We start from the raw sequence: 15585 nt of genomic DNA, 5'->3' as shown, positions 1-15585 counted from the left end.
CATGGCGCCGCCGCTTCTCAATCTCGACGGGATAAAACTGACCTTCGGTGGCACGCCGTTGCTCGACGGGGCGGAACTGACAGCGTCGGCCGGCGACAAGATCGCCCTGGTCGGCCGCAACGGCTCGGGCAAGTCGACATTGCTCAAGATCGCAGCGGGATTGATCGAGCCGCAGGACGGCGAGGTGTTTCGCCAGCCTTCGGCGACAGTGCGCTACCTGCCGCAAATGCCGGACATGGACGGTTTCGCCAGCGTCCGCGCCTATGTCGAGGCGGGACTCGGACCCGCCGACGATCCCTACCGCGCCACCTATCTGATGGAGCATCTCGGCCTGTCCGGCGAGGAACGGCCGAACGACCTGTCCGGCGGCGAGGCGCGCCGCGCCGCACTTGCCCGCGTCATGGCGCCGGAGCCCGACATTCTCCTCCTCGATGAGCCGACCAACCATCTCGACTTGTCGGTCATCGAATGGCTGGAGGAGGAGCTTGCCCGCACCTCTTCGGCGCTGATCGTCATCTCGCACGACCGCCGTTTCCTCGAACGCCTGTCGCGCGCCACCGTCTGGCTCGATCGCGGCCAGACCCGCAGGCTCGACAAGGGCTTTGGCCATTTCGAGGAATGGCGCGACACCGTACTGGAAGAGGAAGAGCGCGAGCAGCACAAGCTCGGCCGCCAGATCGTCCGCGAGGAGCACTGGCTGCGCTATGGCGTGACAGCGCGGCGCAAGCGCAACATGCGCCGGCTCGGCGAATTGCAGACCATGCGCCAGCGTTTTCGCGGCCATCGCGGCGCCGAGGGCGCTGCGACCATGGTGGCCAGCGACGCGGCCGAATCCGGCAAACTGGTGATCGAGGCCAAGAACATCGAGAAGAGCTTTGGCGACCTCACGGTGGTCAGAGGCTTCTCGACCCGCATCCAGCGCGGCGACCGCGTCGGCTTGGTCGGGCCGAACGGCGCCGGTAAGACGACGCTACTGAAGATGCTGACCGGCGAATTGAAGCCGGACTCGGGCTCGGTGCGGCTCGGCACCAATCTGGAGATCGCCACACTCGATCAGAAGCGCGAGGCGGTCGATCCGCAAGAGACGCTGGCGCAATATCTCACCGACGGGCGCGGCGAGAACCTTGTTATCAACGGCGAGCAGCGCCACGTCGTCTCCTACATGAAGGACTTCCTATTCAAGCCGGAACAGGCGCGCACGCCGGTGCGCGAGCTTTCGGGCGGCGAGCTCGCGCGGCTGCTGCTGGCCCGCGTGCTGGCGCGGCCGGCAAACCTGCTGGTGCTCGACGAGCCGACCAACGACCTCGACATGGAGACGCTGGAACTGCTGCAGGAACTGGTCGCCGGTTTTGCCGGCACGGTCATCCTGGTCAGCCACGACCGCGATTTCCTCGATCGCACGGTGACCAGCCTGATCGCGCCGGACGGCGGCGGCCGCTGGATCGAATATGCCGGCGGCTATTCCGACATGCTGGCGCAGCGCGGCGGCACCAGGCTCGATGATCGCAAGGCGCGGCCGAAAGCCGAAACCGGCGAGGCGACAGCGGCGGGCAGGACAGAAGCGGCTGCGCCGAAAGGACCGGCGAAGAAACTGTCGTTCAAGCAGAAATTCGCGCTGGAATCGCTGCCGAAGAAGATCGAGGCCGTGGCAGCCTCGATCTCGCGGCTGGAGAACAACATCGCCGACCCGGCCTTTTACGAGCGAGACCCGGCCTCGTTCCAGAAGACTATCGCCGCCCTCGACAAGGAACGCGCCACCCTGGCTGCGCTCGAGGAGGAGTGGCTGGAACTGGAGATGCTGCGCGAGGAGATGGAGGAGGGGTAGAACGCAGGGCCGCGAATCCGGGTTAATGCGATGGCTGTCCGAGCACAGATGCCAGGTAATTTGTGCTCCATGCTGCCATTTTGCGTCTGCGCTTGATGGGTCGCTTGTCGTTGACGGCCCTGACGAGATTGATTGCGAAGTGGCGCACGATCGCCATGTTGACTGCGCCGTGGCCCTTTCTCAATCTCACTGGTCATCCTTGAAGATGACGTCGAGCGTCCAGTGCAGGGCGTTCTCGACCAGCCAGTGGCCGCGCACGGCGTGGGCGGCTCGCTCGGCAGTGAGATTGGCGGAAGCGATGTAGTAGCGCGTGTCGAAGCGGCTCCTGTCCTTGAGGTTGGTTCGCGAGCGGACGCGGATGATGGTTGTCGCGTCGGGAAGGCGCAGCTCTCCGGGAAAGCGCCGGCCGCCGGCCAGCCAGTCGGTTTCGCGGGAGACGGTGACGGTGCGCTCCTCGATGCGGCCATGAGCCTTGTCGATGTCGCTAAAGACCGAGGCTTGTCGCGGGAGCATCGTCGAAGTAGCGCTCGATCTCGGCCCTGAGCGTTGGCTGGTTGGGCCTTGACGGCGAGCAGATAGTCGGCCCCGGCATTGCGGATCGCCGTGGCGATCGTCGCATTGGTGGCGATGGCGTCGATCGAGACCAGCGCACCCTTGAGACCGTCATTTGCACCCAGTCGCTCCAGCAGCACGGGAATGGCAGTGGTCTCGTTGCTCTTGTCGGCGACCGCCTCCTGGCCGAGCACCAGACGCGACGTGGTGGCGAAGGCCGAGACCAGATGCAGCGGCGCGCGGCCCTCGCTGCGGTCATGGCTGCAGCGCGAGGTCTTGCCGTCGATGGCGATGAACTCCGGCTTGTCGGGCCAGGTCTCGCGCACCCATGCGGTGAAGCAATCCGAAAACAGGGCCGGATCGATGCGGTTCATCAGGATGGTCAGCCAGCGCCCGCCCGGCACGCCATGATGATAGGGAAGGTAGCGGCGCAGGAAGTCGAGATGAGCCTCGCCCCAGTCGGCGATCAGATCGTAATCCTCGCAATCGCAGATCGTGCCGCAGACGACGAGCAGCAGCACTTCGGGAAAAGGGTGCGCCACCCGCCAGGGCTCACGCGGGTCTTCAATGGCAGAGAAATGGTCCAGAAGCGCCTTCAAGCGCGACTTCTCGAAGCCTTCGAGGGTGGCAATCGTCATCGCAGCGCTCCGAATCACGAGGAGCGCACATGGAATCAGCCAATCTTCATCGCGAAAGTCCGTTAACCCGAGTTCGAGGCCCTGGGGTAGAACGCCTCGTGGTTGCTACGGCGAGGGAATGCGCATACATTATGCGCATATTTGTGGAGGCAAAAATGCGTAAGCTAGCCTTGAACGCGATCCGCCAGCCGGCAAACCTGTCGATCGATTCAAAACTCTTGAAGGAAGCCAAGGGGCTCGACGTGAATGTCTCGCGCGCCGCGGAAGCCGGCATCGCGGAGGCGGTGGCTACCGAAAAAACGCGGCTATGGAAGCTTGAGAATCGCGCCACGATAGAAGCGTGGAACGAATACGTCGAAAAGCACGGTATTCCGTTGGAAGAACATCGGCAGTTCTGATGGCTCGCTATGATGTCTTCGCGGGGCGCGTCGAAGGCAGCTATTTGCTGGACGTTCAATCCGGGCTGCTTGACGATTTTAAGACACGGGTGGTGATCCCGCTTTTGCCGATCACGATGACGCCGCCGCCAATGCGAAAGCTTCATCCCATTCTCGAGATCAACGGGCGAAAATTGGTTATGGCCACCCACCTGATCGCCACGGTTCCCGCCGAGGAATTGGGCGAAAGTCGAGTGAATATCGCCAGGCATCAGGACGACATCATGGCAGCGCTCGACATGCTGTCCCAGGGATTCTGAACCGGCGGAGGCTCAGGCCGAGCCTCAGCCCGCCGTTTTCGCTTGCCAGGCTTTCAGCGCCTCATCGAACACCTTGTCGCCGGGAATGCCCTTTTCCATGGTGAGCAGCGCCCGCCGTCCGGTCTTGTAGACGACCGGCACGTCGATCCAGTTCTGGCCCCGGAGCAGGGTCAGGTTGGCGTTTTCGTCCGCCTTGGTGTCGTTGAGCGCGACCAGGAAGAAGCCGTCGGCGATCTTGGCCGGGATGCCGATCAGCGGACTGCCGGCATCCTGTTCAGAGCCCTTCATGGCGACGCGCAGGATGTTGTCGACGCCACCACCGTCGAAGCCGTCGGGCGTCAGAAAGATCATCTCGATGATGTGGCTGGCCGGCAGCGTCTGGTCGGTGTTGCGGCGGATGGTCATGCGCAATTGCACGTCCTTGCCGGGGATGCTCGCCTCGGCGCGGATCGCAGGCTCGGGCGGCAGATTGCCGCCGGGCGATTCCTGCACAAGCGACCAGACGATGCTGCCGGGCTCGGCCGAGCCCTGAGCGGTGCTGGTGCGCTCCTCATAGAAGATCGCCTTCTGGCCGACCGCCAGCGCGGTTTCCGCAGGCGCGGCCGGTGTGGCACCCGGGCTCGGCGCTGCCGGGGCCGCGGTATCCGGCGCGGCTTCGCCGGCCGGCGGCGCCGCCGCCGGGGCCGCACCGGGCGTGGCGGGCGCGTCCGTGGCTTGCGCATCGCCGGCTGGCGCTTCAGGCGCGGGAGCGGCCGGCGGCGGCGTGGTCAGCGCTGCGACGGATTCGCCCTCTCCGATGCCGCTTTGTCCTGAAGCGGGGCCGGGATCGACCTCACCGCCCTCGGGCGTCAGGCGCTGGGTGAACTTTGTGCCATCGGCGTCCGGCGCAGCCGGTTCGGCCGGGGGCCTGGCCGCCGCATCTGCAGCCGGGTCGGCGGGGGCAGTCGGGTCGGCGGGGGCAGCCGACTTCACCAGTGGTTTGGTCGTTGCGACCTCGGTGCTATTGAGACCCAGCATACTGCTGAACGCGTCCTTGTTCAGCCAGACGCCGTAGCCGCCGCCGGCAACAACGAGCAAAGCGACCGCAGCGGCGATCAGTCCGCCGTAGCTGCGCTTGCGCTCGGCCGGACGCGGACGCTGAAAGGTACCGGACGGCGCCGGCCCGTCGTTGGAAAAGACATCGTCGCTGAAAGCATCGCCCCTGAGGACATCGCCCTTATCGTCCGCCGCTGGAATATCCGCTTCCGAAGGTACGGGATCGGCGCGCTCTGGAGGAGCAGCGGGCGGCGGTTTTTGCCAATTCAGCGTCGCCTTGGCGGCTGGCGCCGGCTGCCATGCCGGCTCGGTCTTCACCGGCTGGCGGACATGGCTGGATTGGTTCTTGTTGCGGTCGATGGAGGAGAAGATATCCTCCAGCTCCGCCAGCGGATCGGATGCCGGCGCTGGCCTTGCATACTCCCCCTCGACGGTGGCAATGGCGTCTTCCAGGGTACGCTTATGCTCGGCAATGACCGACGGCGCCAGCGGCGGTGTCTTCTTGGCCAGTTGGTCTGCAATGGTGGAGCGAGCCTTGTCATAGACTCTCGTGCGCACCTCCGGGGTCGGGTTGCTGAGCCCGCCGAGCGTCTTTTTCAGAGGACTAACGAAATCTACCATGCTTCAGTCGACCTGCATTTCGTTTCTGGGCCGGCCTCCGCAAATCGGCCGCGATGCCCGGAACGGCTGAGAATCTAGTCTTGAAACGGATCGGTCACAAGTATTGTGTCGTCCCGTTCCGGGCTGGTGGAAAGGAGTGCGACCGGCGCGCCGATCAGCTCCTCGATGTGACGGACATATTTGACGGCCTGAGCCGGCAGGGCGTTCCAGCTTCTGGCGCCGGCGGTAGTGCCTTTCCAACCCTCCAGCGTCTCGTAAACCGGTTCGACGCGCGCCTGTGCACCCTGGCTGGCCGGCAGATAGTCGATCGCCTCGCCGTCGAGCCGATAGCCGGTGCAGACCTTGATCTCGTCCAGCCCGTCGAGCACGTCGAGCTTGGTCAGCGCGATGCCCTTGATGCCGTTGACGGCGACGGCCTGGCGAACCAGCACGGCATCGAACCAGCCGCAGCGGCGCTTGCGGCCGGTGACGACGCCAAACTCGTGGCCCCGCGTGCCCAGGAACTCGCCGATCTCGTTCTTCTGTTCAGTTGGGAACGGACCTTCGCCGACACGCGTCGTGTAGGCCTTGGTGATGCCGAGCACATAGCCGATGCCGCCTGGGCCGACGCCAGAACCGGCGGAAGCCTGGCCAGCGACCGTATTGGACGAGGTGACGAACGGATAGGTACCGTGGTCGATGTCGAGCAGCGTGCCTTGCGCGCCCTCGAACAGGATGCGCTCGCCGGCGCGGCGCTTGTCGTCGAGTATCTTCCAGACGCGGTCCATATAGGGCAGGATCTCGTCGGCGACCGAAATCAGCTCATTCATGATCGCTTCATGCGTGACTTCGGCGTGGCCGAGTCCGCGGCGCAGCGCATTATGATGCGTGAGCAGCCTGTCGATCTTCAGGGGCAGCGTCTCCAAATCCGCCAAATCCATCACCCTGACCGCGCGCCGGCCCACCTTGTCCTCGTAAGCAGGGCCGATGCCGCGACGGGTCGTGCCAATCTTCGTTCCGGAATTGGATGCGGCATCCTCGCGGAATCCGTCCAATTCCCGGTGCAGCGACAGGATAAGCGCGGTGTTTTCGGCTATTTTCAGGCGCTCCGGCGTGACCTCGACGCCCTGCGCCTTCAACTTCGTCACTTCGGCGACGAAGGCGTGCGGATCGAAGACGACGCCATTGCCGATGATGGACAGCTTGCCTTGCCGCACCACGCCGGAAGGCAGCAGCGACAGCTTGTAGACCTTGCCGTCGACGACCAGCGTATGACCGGCATTGTGGCCGCCCTGGAAACGGACGACGACATCGGCGCGTTCCGACAGCCAGTCGACGATCTTGCCTTTGCCCTCGTCGCCCCATTGCGAGCCGACGACCACCACATTGGCCATGTTTCTTTTCCCTTGAGGCGCCGCTCGGGGCGGCTTGAAATGGTTCGAAACGACAGGCTTCTATAACCTCAAGACCCGGCGAGCGCGACCATTCTTTGCCGCCGAAAGCGCCCTGAGGCACAACAATTTTCGCCTTTGACATCATTTACTTGGGCAAGCTGCCACAATAGGGCGACAAATACCTTTCGCCCGCCATCCCCTGGCCGGAAAATTTCGCCATGCATCGAACCGCCTATCTGTTCCTGCTGTTCACCACCTTGCTGTGGGGCGGCAACTCCGTGGCGGGCAAGCTGGCAGTCGATCACATTTCGCCGATGACGCTGGTATTCCTGCGCTGGCTTCTGGCCGTTCTGATCATGCTGCCGATCGGCTGGCGAACGCTGCGTGAGGACTGGCCGGTGGTGCGCAGGCATTGGCTGCTGCTTGGCGGGCTCGGCACCTGCGGCTTCACCTTCTTCAACGCGATCTTCTACACGGCACTCAACTACACGACGGCGATCAATGTCTCGATCGAGCAGTCGGCGATACCGATCGTGATCATCCTCGCCAATTTCGTGTTGTTTCGCCTGCGTGTGAACCGGGTGCAGATCGCCGGCGTCGTGCTGACGATCATCGGCGTCGCCCTGACCGCCAGCCATGGCGATCTGTACCAGCTTCTCAAGCTGGATCTCAACTTCGGCGACGCCATCATGCTGATCGCAGTGCTTTGCTACAGCCTTTACTCGGTCGGGCTGCGGCTGAAGCCGGCCATGCGCTGGCAGAGCCTGATGCTGGTGCTGTCGATTGCAGCGCTTGGCACCTCTGTGCCTTTCTTCCTGTGGGAAGTGGCCGCCGGCAAGGTCATCGTCCCCGATGCACGTGGCTGGGCGATCGCGTTCTACACCGCCATCGGCGCCTCGGTCATCTCGCAGCTCTTCTACATCAGAGGCAACGAGCTGATCGGCGCCAACCGGGCCGGCCTGTTCATCAACCTGGTACCGATCTTCGGAACGCTGCTTTCGGTGCTGATCGTCGGGGAGACATTCCAGCTCTATCAATGCCTTGCCCTCGTGCTGGTGCTTGGTGGCATCGCCCTCGCCGAATACAGCGGAAGGAAGATGGCGATATAGCCGATGTCAAAAGGCGCGGGCCAGGCCCGCGCCTTTCATATGCCTTCCCAGGAATCTCGAATCAGGCACCGCCTACATCGAAATGCAGCCTCTTGGCGGAGTCGATCGACTTGTGCGCCCGCACCTGTTCCAGCACGTTGTCCGGGAACGGTGCATCGAGATAGAGCAGCGCGATGGCATCGCCGCCAGGCCGGTTGCGGCCGAGCTGGAAGTTGGCGATGTTGACGCCGTTCTCGCCGCAGACCGTGCCGAGCAGGCCGATGATGCCAGGAGCGTCGGCGTTGGTCGTGTAGAGCATGTGCTGCCCGACTTCGGCGTCGAGGTTGATGCCCTTGATTTGGATGAAGCGCGGCTTGCCGTCCGAGAAGCAGGTGCCGGCGATCGAACGCGTCCTATGCTCGGTCTTGACCGTCAGCTTGATATAGCCGTCGAACACGCCGGATTTGTCGCGCTTGACCTCGGCGACGATGATGCCGCGCTCTTTAACCATGATCGGCGCCGACACCATGTTGACGTCGGAGACCTGTGGCCGGATCAGCCCGGCAAGAGTGGCGCTGATCAGCGCGCGCGTGTTCATCGTCGCGGTCGAGCCGTCGAATAGGATCTCGACCTCCTTGATCGGATCCTCGGTGACCTGCCCGACAAAGGCGCCGAGCACTTCGGCAAGTTTGACGAAAGGCTTCAGGCGCGGCGCCTCCTCGGCGGTGATCGACGGCATGTTGATGGCGTTGGAAACGGCGCCCTTGATCAGATAGTCGGCCATCTGCTCGGCGACCTGCAGGGCGACATTCTCCTGCGCTTCGGTGGTCGACGCGCCGAGATGCGGCGTCGCCACCACATTCTCCATGCCGAACAGTTCGCTCTTCTCCGCCGGCTCGACCTCGAACACATCGATGCCGGCACCTGCCACCTTGCCGCTTTTCAGCGCCCCAATCAGGTCGGCCTCGACGATCAGCCCACCACGGGCGCAGTTGATGATACGCACGCCGGTCTTCATTTTGGCGATCGCCGCGGCGTCGATGATGTTGCGCGTCTTGTCGGTCAGCGGCGTGTGCAGGGTGATGAAATCGGCGCGGGCGAACAGTTCGTCGAGTTCGACCTTCTCGACACCGAGCTCCTCGGCGCGGCTGTCCGACAGGAACGGATCAAACGCGATGACGTGCGTCTTCAGGCCGACGCCGCGTGTAGCCACGATCGAGCCGATATTGCCGCAGCCGATGATGCCCAGCGTCTTGCCGGTGATCTCGATGCCCATGAAGCGGTTCTTTTCCCATTTGCCGGCATGGGTCGAGGCATTGGCCTCAGGTATCTGGCGGGCAAGCGCGAAGATCATCGCGACGGCATGCTCGGCGGTGGTGATCGAATTGCCGAAGGGCGTGTTCATCACGATGATGCCCTTTCGGCTCGCCGCCGGGATGTCGACATTGTCGACGCCGATGCCGGCGCGGCCGACCACCTTCAATCTGGTGGCGGCGTTAATCAGCTTTTCGGTGACCTTCGTCGCCGAACGGATGGCGAGGCCGTCATACTGCCCGATCACCTCAAGGAGCTTTTCCTTGTCCTTGCCAAGATCGGGCAAGTAATCGACCTCGATGCCGCGGTCTTTGAATATCTGCACGGCAGTGGTGGAGAGTTTGTCTGAGACGAGAACGCGGGGCGCCATGGCGGCCTCCTTAAATGGGAATTGATCCGTTTGGGAAAAGGGCGGCCCGAGGGCCACCGCGGGACACTCAGGCGGCCGCCTTGAGCGACGCCTTTTGTGCGGCAAAGGCCCAGTCGAGCCAGGGCAGCAGCGCTTCGAGGTCGGAGGTCTCGACCGTCGCCCCGCACCAGATGCGCAGGCCGGGCGGCGCATCGCGATAGGCGCCGATGTCATAGGCGACGCCTTCCTTGTCGAGCGCCGAGACGATGCCCTTGGCGAAAGCCGCTTGTCCGTCGGCATCGAGTGCCGTGACATCCGGGTCGGTGAAAGAAAGACAGACCGACGTGTTCGACCGCGTCGCCGGATCGATGGCCAGATGGCCGAGCCACGAGGATCCTCGAACGAAACCGTCGAGAACGGCGGCATTGGCGTCGGCGCGGGCGATCAAGGCCTCGATCCCGCCGATCGACTTCGCCCAACGCAGCGCGTCGAGATAGTCCTCGACGCACAGCATCGACGGCGTGTTGATGGTCTCGCCCTTGAAGATGCCTTCGATGAGCTTGCCGCCCGACGTCAGGCGGAAGATTTTCGGCAGCGGCCAGGCCGGCTTGTAGCTTTCCAGCCGCTCGACGGCGCGCGGGCTGAGGATCAGCATGCCGTGCGCACCTTCGCCGCCCAGCACCTTCTGCCAGGAAAAGGTGACGACATCGAGCTTCTGGAAATCAAGCCTTTGCGCAAAGGCTGCCGACGTAGCGTCGCAGATGGTCAGGCCCCGGCGAGCCGCCGGGATGAAATCGCCGTTCGGCACACGCACGCCCGAAGTCGTGCCGTTCCAGGTAAAAACCACGTCGCGGTCGAAGTCGATCTTTGTCAGATCCGGCAGCGCGCCGTAACCGGCTTCGATCCTGCGCACGTCGGCGAGCTTCAGCTGGTTGACCACGTCGGTGACCCAGCCGGAGCCGAAACTCTCCCAGGCGACCATGTCGACGCCGCGTTCGCCGAGCAGCGACCACAGCGCCATCTCGACCGCGCCGGTGTCCGACGCCGGCACGATGCCAATGCGATAGTCTGCCGGAACCTGGAGGATCTCCCGCGTCAGCTCGATCGCCTGTTCGAGCTTGGTCTTGCCGATCTTGGCGCGGTGCGAACGTCCAAGCGCGGCATTGGTCAGCGCCTTGACCGACCAGCCGGGACGTTTTGCGCAGGGACCTGAGGAAAAATTGGGATTTGCCGGACGGAGTCCGGGCTTCGTATGCGTCGTCATCGTGGTCTATCCTTCCAGATAGTGGCCCCTCGTTGGGGAGGGGTGGCCCACGGACGGCGATATGCTTTCGGGGTTCAGGCGTCAAGGGGAAAGTTTTTGTCGCTGCCGGGACACTACGGCGCACCAGCTGAAACCGAGAAGGCGGGCCGAGGCCCGCCGCTGCCATTCCTAGGCTTTGCTACCAGAGGTCGTAACGCAACCCGACCTTGACCTGGTGATTGCTGATCCCTTTGCGGATCAGATACGAATCCAGATCCTCCGCGGTGGCATATTCAGCATCGGGCGCGGAAAAATACTGATAGCCCAGATCGACGGAAACATTCTTGGAAACTTGATAGGCCAGGCCCGCATTCAGCGTATAGGCAAAGGAGTACTGGGTCTTGTTGTCCTGCAGATCGAAATCGTCGGTGGGGTCATCGTTGTCGGTGAAATAACTCGCCGACAGCTTGCGCTTGCTCTGGACGACGCCGATACCCGCGCCGAGATAGGGCGTGATCCCCACATAAGTGCCAAGATCGACATAGCCATTGAGCATGCCTGAGAACGCGTAGTTTTCCAGAGATCCGGACGCCACGGTCGCCGGATCCGCGGTCGCTGAATCATCATAGGCGACGCCGATCTTGTTGCCCGGCAGATAGCCGAAATTAAGATCGGCGCGCAGATAATCGTTGAAATGGTAGCCGAAGCCGATGCTGGCAAAGATGGGGTCTTCCTGGTTGCTGAAGCTCGCCGGGGTGAAGGCGAAATCTTCGTTTTCGTAACTCTTCTGCGGCAGATAGGAAACATCGCCGCGCAGATACCATCCCGAACCGACCTCGACCGGCACATAGTCCGGCGCCTGGTCGACATAGATCGGCGGATCGTAGTCGGCGCCAAGCGCCTGCGGCAGCGGCATCAGGGCGATTGCTGCAAGCGTCAGCGCTATGCGCGATTTGACTGTCATGGTCCCTGGCTCCCCGAAGTTGGCGCCATTCGCGATCGCGAGCGCCGTTTCAAGAGGCATTGTTAACCATAGTGGTTAAGTGGCGGTTAAGGATAACAGGTGGTTAGCGAATTGATCCCGATGCGCTTTAGACCGCAAACGAAGACCGCCCGGCTTTGACCGGGCGGTCCGCAAACCTGCTCTCGAAGCGATTACTTGGTGTAGATCGGTTCGGGTTCGTAGGCGATCGGCTCCGGCTGGGCGCAGTCCGATTTGCCGAACTGGTAGCGCAGGCCGCCGCGCACTTCGTGCGTGTTGATGCCCTTGTCATACCCCGGACCGACATTGCTGTCTGAAGCGTAGTTGAACATTTTCCCGCCATCGATGTGGCTGAAGCGGTAGCCGACGTCGAGCTTGACCCGGTCGCTCAGGCAGTAGGACGCGCCGGCCATGGCGGCATAGGCGAAGCGCCAGTCCTTGCCGCCGCCGTGGAGGAATTCGCCGTCTTCAGTGGTGTTGTGAAGCGTATCCCACTTGACCCAGGCACCGCCGATGCCGGCGCCGACATAGGGCGTGATGCCGTGCCAAGTGCCGATATCAACATAGGCGTTGGCGAGCAGCAGCAGCGCCGTATAAGAAGAGGTATCGACCGAAGTGCAGGGCTCCCCATCGCCACAGAGGCCGCTGGTCGAGCCCCGGAATTCGGATTTGCTCATCCAGTCCGCGGTGAGATCGGTGCGGAAATGCTGGTTGATCTGGTAGCCGACGCCGGCACCGGCCGAGAAGGCGCTCTCCAGCTCGCCGCTGTCAAAGCGGCCGGTGCCGGGGATGTCGCCATAGGTGATATAGTCGGCGCCGCGAAACTCCGACCAGTGATAGTCGATGTCGCCGCGAATGTACCAGCCGCCATACTCGACCGGCTGCTCGTAGACGGGCGGCGGGGCCGGCTCGATCACGGGCGGCTCGACGAAGTCGGCGGCGAACACGGGTCCGGCCGCGCCCGCGAACAGCGCGGCAAAGACGGCCATTCTTGCTGTATTGAACATGCTTGTCACCCCTGAGAACCCTCGGCACAGCGAACGCGTCCGAATATGATTGGCTTCAGTCGTGGATAATGAATTGGAAAAGTTAAAAGGCGTTTAACCGTATTGCTTAACCATAAATCCGAAGAATTCGGGCGAACTCGCGGCCATATCGACGGGCAGGATACGTGCAGCCAATGAAAAAAGCCCGCCGGGAAGGCGGGCTTTCAAACTGCCAAAGCGCGGGATCAGGCGGCGCTGCGCGTTTCCGAAATGACCTCGACGATATCGTTGACGACGGCTTCGACCAATTGCTGGTCGTCGCCTTCCGCCATGACGCGGATGAGCGGCTCCGTGCCGGATGGCCGGATGACCAGGCGCCCGGACTTGCCCAGGCGGTGGCGCGCATCCTCGATCGCCGCCTTGACCAGGGCTTCCTCAAGCGGCTTGCCGCCGGAAGTATGGACATTCTTCAGAAGCTGCGGCACCGGCGCGAACTTCTTCGACAGTTCGCTGACCGGCCGGTTTTGCCGCTTGATGCATGCGAGCACCTGGAGCGCCGAGACGAGGCCGTCGCCGGTCGTGGAAAAATCGGACAGCACAATGTGACCCGACTGTTCGCCGCCGACATTCAGGCCATGCGCGCGCATGTGCTCGACGACATAGCGGTCGCCGACCTTGGTGCGATGCAACTGCAGGTTCATGTCGCCGAGGAAGCGTTCGAGGCCGAGATTGGACATCACCGTCGAGACGACGCCGCCCCCGGCCAGCCGTCCGTTCTGATGCCAGGACTCGGCGATCAGCGCCATGATCTGGTCGCCATCGACGATCGCGCCATTCTCGTCGACGATGACGACGCGGTCGGCGTCGCCGTCGAGCGCGATGCCGATGTCGGCGCGCACTTCGTGCACCTTCTTCTGCAGGCCGGCCGGATGGGTCGAGCCGCACTCCTTGTTGATGTTGAAGCCATTGGGCTCGACATTGATGGCGACGACCTCGGCGCCGAGTTCCCACAGCGCCTCGGGCGCCACCTTGTAGGCGGCGCCGTTGGCGCAATCGACGACGATGCGAAGCCCCGAAAGCGACATCGACCGCGGCAGCGTGCGCTTGGCGAATTCGATATAGCGGTCATGGACGCCGTCGACGCGCTTGGCGCGGCCAAGCCCGTCCGAATCGGCGAGCGCAAGGTCGATATCCTTGTCGAGCATACCCTCGATGCGCTCCTCGATCTCGTCGGAGAGCTTGTAGCCATCGGGGCCGAACAGCTTGATGCCGTTGTCGTAGTAGGGATTGTGCGAGGCCGAGATCATCACGCCGATGTCGGCGCGCAACGAGCGCACCAGCATGGCGACGGCAGGCGTCGGAATCGGGCCGAGCAGGAACACGTCCATGCCGGCGGCGCAAAGACCCGACACCATCGCATTCTCGATCATGTAGCCGGAAAGTCTGGTGTCCTTGCCGAGCACGACGCGGTGGCGATGATTGCCGCGCTGGAATGAGAGACCGGCGGCCATGCCGACCCTCATGGCGACCTCCGCCGTCATTGGAAACCTGTTGGCGCGCCCGCGAATGCCGTCCGTACCGAAATAACGTCCTGCCATGCTAGTCAGCTTCCCGATGGTTCTTTCCCGGCACGTCATGCCACAAATTGGCCCGCGCCCTATCATCACAATGCATGATTATATGTCACCATTCCTTAGAAAATCGTTGGTTTGTGTGATTTGTGTCACGCTGATGTACTGGTTTTCAAGTTCCTGCTTGTATGCGGCAGCGGGTTCAGGAACTTCAACTCAAACCGAACTGGAGTCCGGACGATGTGTCAACGTGGCTTCAACCCAAAATTCGCGCGCCGTGCTGCTCCGCGCCGAGCCGTATTCAGGTCCGCCGCGCTGGCCGACTCGACTGATCTGTCGTGCAAAGCATTCCTTGGACGCGGGCCGCCATATACGCGCTCTCCGTGCAATTGAGATCGGAAAGATTCACCTGGAGACCCCAAGCCCGCAACGATTTTGTCACCTTACTGGAAAAAATTCGCTTTCCAAACGGTCTTTTAGGCTACTCGGCATCTGGCGCAACCAGTCGTTGAGCGCTATTGCTTCCTGAGGGACATATCATGAACCCTGTAAGGGAGAAACGCATGCTCATCCATCGAATTGCCACTTTGACGGGTTCCTGGCCGCGCCAGCCAATGCGCTGACCAAGGCCGAATGCAGCACCAAGTATAACGCGGCCAAGGATGCCGGAACACTTGGCGGACAGAACTGGAACCAGTTCCGCAAGGCACAATGCGGCACCGACGCCACCGCAACCGACACCACGCCAGCCAAAGTACCACGCGCTGCCACCGCCGACGATGCGGCGCCCGGCCTGACGGCGAAGGAATGCAGCGCCAAATATCAGGACGGCGCCCAGGGGCGTCAAGTTCCCGACGGCGATCTCGAAGAAGTTTGCCGACGAGACTCCCGCCAAGGGCCGCATGCACACCTGCCTCGAAGCCTACTATGCCAACAAGGACGCCAATACGCTGGGTGGCCTCAAGTGGATCCAGAAGGGCGGCGGCTTCTACAGCCTTTGCAACGCCAGGCTGAAGAGCTGATTCGCGGCAACGTGATCTGAACGAACCGAAGCCCGCGAACCGCTAGGTTCGCGGGCCTTTTGTTGCCGCACGGGCATGTTAGTTGGGTCGAGGTGCAGTTGGCCATGACATTTGCGAGCGCTGGCGCTGCTCTCACCTGCCTGCCGGCTGCTTTTGCAGAACTCGGGATTTCCTCGCCACACGAAGTAAGTGGGAGAGGGACCCAAAATCTGCAACCCGGCGTCTGCTATGCGATGAGGTGCGGTGCCGGCTCTGGTCGTCTTGATGTCAAATCCAAGCGAAAAGCACT

11 protein-coding genes and 2 pseudogenes are annotated in these 15585 nt (G+C 62.8%); 5 read left to right on the top strand and 8 right to left on the bottom strand.

Annotation, left to right across the window (positions count from 1 at the left end):
- Position 1: 1 nt before the first annotated feature.
- On the top strand, positions 2-1825 hold the full coding sequence (locus tag AC0NID_RS08325) for an ABC-F family ATP-binding cassette domain-containing protein (protein ID WP_473452577.1): 1824 nt from the start codon (positions 2-4) through the stop codon (positions 1823-1825).
- 22 nt (positions 1826-1847) lie between these two features.
- Here the strand turns inward: AC0NID_RS08325 and AC0NID_RS08320 are convergent.
- Positions 1848-3015: pseudogene (locus AC0NID_RS08320) on the bottom strand (ISAs1 family transposase).
- A gap of 155 nt (positions 3016-3170) precedes the next feature.
- Here AC0NID_RS08320 and AC0NID_RS08315 point away from each other — a divergent pair.
- The gene (locus AC0NID_RS08315) at positions 3171-3413 is read left to right on the top strand and encodes a type II toxin-antitoxin system CcdA family antitoxin (RefSeq protein ID WP_473452575.1); all 243 of its coding nucleotides are present in this window, start codon (positions 3171-3173) and stop codon (positions 3411-3413) included.
- On the top strand, positions 3413-3712 hold the full coding sequence (locus tag AC0NID_RS08310; RefSeq protein WP_473452573.1) for a CcdB family protein: 300 nt from the start codon (positions 3413-3415) through the stop codon (positions 3710-3712). Before AC0NID_RS08315 ends, AC0NID_RS08310 begins: the two co-directional genes overlap by 1 nt.
- A gap of 24 nt (positions 3713-3736) precedes the next feature.
- Here AC0NID_RS08310 and AC0NID_RS08305 read toward each other — a convergent pair whose 3' ends face one another.
- Both AC0NID_RS08305 and AC0NID_RS08300 read right to left on the bottom strand, forming a co-directional pair.
- The gene (locus AC0NID_RS08305; protein ID WP_473452571.1) at positions 3737-5368 is read right to left on the bottom strand and encodes a hypothetical protein; all 1632 of its coding nucleotides are present in this window, start codon (positions 5366-5368) and stop codon (positions 3737-3739) included.
- A gap of 74 nt (positions 5369-5442) precedes the next feature.
- Positions 5443-6741: an adenylosuccinate synthase gene (locus AC0NID_RS08300; RefSeq protein ID WP_473452569.1), complete on the bottom strand. Its 1299-nt coding sequence runs from the start codon at positions 6739-6741 to the stop codon at positions 5443-5445.
- 218 nt (positions 6742-6959) lie between these two features.
- Between AC0NID_RS08300 and AC0NID_RS08295 the strand changes: the two genes are divergently transcribed.
- Positions 6960-7850, top strand: coding sequence for a DMT family transporter (locus AC0NID_RS08295; RefSeq protein WP_473452567.1), 891 nt, complete (start codon positions 6960-6962; stop codon positions 7848-7850).
- Positions 7851-7911: 61 nt separating this feature from the next.
- Here AC0NID_RS08295 and serA read toward each other — a convergent pair whose 3' ends face one another.
- From serA to glmM, 5 genes are all read right to left on the bottom strand, one after another.
- Positions 7912-9513: a phosphoglycerate dehydrogenase gene (gene serA / locus AC0NID_RS08290; RefSeq protein ID WP_473452566.1), complete on the bottom strand. Its 1602-nt coding sequence runs from the start codon at positions 9511-9513 to the stop codon at positions 7912-7914.
- A 67-nt stretch (positions 9514-9580) separates the two neighbouring features.
- Positions 9581-10756 carry a phosphoserine transaminase gene (locus AC0NID_RS08285; RefSeq protein ID WP_473452564.1) on the bottom strand — a complete coding sequence of 392 codons (1176 nt, stop codon included), beginning with the start codon at positions 10754-10756 and terminating at the stop codon, positions 9581-9583.
- Between the two features lie 178 nt (positions 10757-10934).
- Positions 10935-11699, bottom strand: a complete 765-nt coding sequence (locus AC0NID_RS08280) for an outer membrane protein (protein ID WP_473452562.1) — start codon at positions 11697-11699, stop codon at positions 10935-10937.
- Between the two features lie 191 nt (positions 11700-11890).
- Positions 11891-12724, bottom strand: a complete 834-nt coding sequence (locus AC0NID_RS08275) for an outer membrane protein (RefSeq protein ID WP_473452560.1) — start codon at positions 12722-12724, stop codon at positions 11891-11893.
- 224 nt (positions 12725-12948) lie between these two features.
- Complete coding sequence (gene glmM / locus AC0NID_RS08270) at positions 12949-14301, bottom strand: phosphoglucosamine mutase (RefSeq protein WP_473452558.1); 1353 nt, start codon at positions 14299-14301, stop codon at positions 12949-12951.
- Positions 14302-14837: 536 nt separating this feature from the next.
- On the opposite strand from glmM, the pseudogene AC0NID_RS08265 reads away from it, so the two are divergent.
- Positions 14838-15296, top strand: a pseudogene (locus tag AC0NID_RS08265) (hypothetical protein).
- The last annotated feature ends 289 nt before the right edge of the window (positions 15297-15585 follow it).

Source organism: Mesorhizobium sp. WSM4821 (assembly GCF_055901555.1).
This window is presented reverse-complemented; position numbering and strand designations above follow the sequence as displayed.

Coding starts and splice junctions, on each gene's coding strand:
- AC0NID_RS08325 (WP_473452577.1), top strand. CDS start 2: ATGGCGCCGCCGCTTCTCAATCTCGACGGGATAAAACTGACCTTCGGT.
- AC0NID_RS08315 (WP_473452575.1), top strand. CDS start 3,171: ATGCGTAAGCTAGCCTTGAACGCGATCCGCCAGCCGGCAAACCTGTCG.
- AC0NID_RS08310 (WP_473452573.1), top strand. CDS start 3,413: ATGGCTCGCTATGATGTCTTCGCGGGGCGCGTCGAAGGCAGCTATTTG.
- AC0NID_RS08305 (WP_473452571.1), bottom strand. CDS start 5,368: ATGGTAGATTTCGTTAGTCCTCTGAAAAAGACGCTCGGCGGGCTCAGC.
- AC0NID_RS08300 (WP_473452569.1), bottom strand. CDS start 6,741: ATGGCCAATGTGGTGGTCGTCGGCTCGCAATGGGGCGACGAGGGCAAA.
- AC0NID_RS08295 (WP_473452567.1), top strand. CDS start 6,960: ATGCATCGAACCGCCTATCTGTTCCTGCTGTTCACCACCTTGCTGTGG.
- serA (WP_473452566.1), bottom strand. CDS start 9,513: ATGGCGCCCCGCGTTCTCGTCTCAGACAAACTCTCCACCACTGCCGTG.
- AC0NID_RS08285 (WP_473452564.1), bottom strand. CDS start 10,756: ATGACGACGCATACGAAGCCCGGACTCCGTCCGGCAAATCCCAATTTT.
- AC0NID_RS08280 (WP_473452562.1), bottom strand. CDS start 11,699: ATGACAGTCAAATCGCGCATAGCGCTGACGCTTGCAGCAATCGCCCTG.
- AC0NID_RS08275 (WP_473452560.1), bottom strand. CDS start 12,724: ATGTTCAATACAGCAAGAATGGCCGTCTTTGCCGCGCTGTTCGCGGGC.
- glmM (WP_473452558.1), bottom strand. CDS start 14,301: ATGGCAGGACGTTATTTCGGTACGGACGGCATTCGCGGGCGCGCCAAC.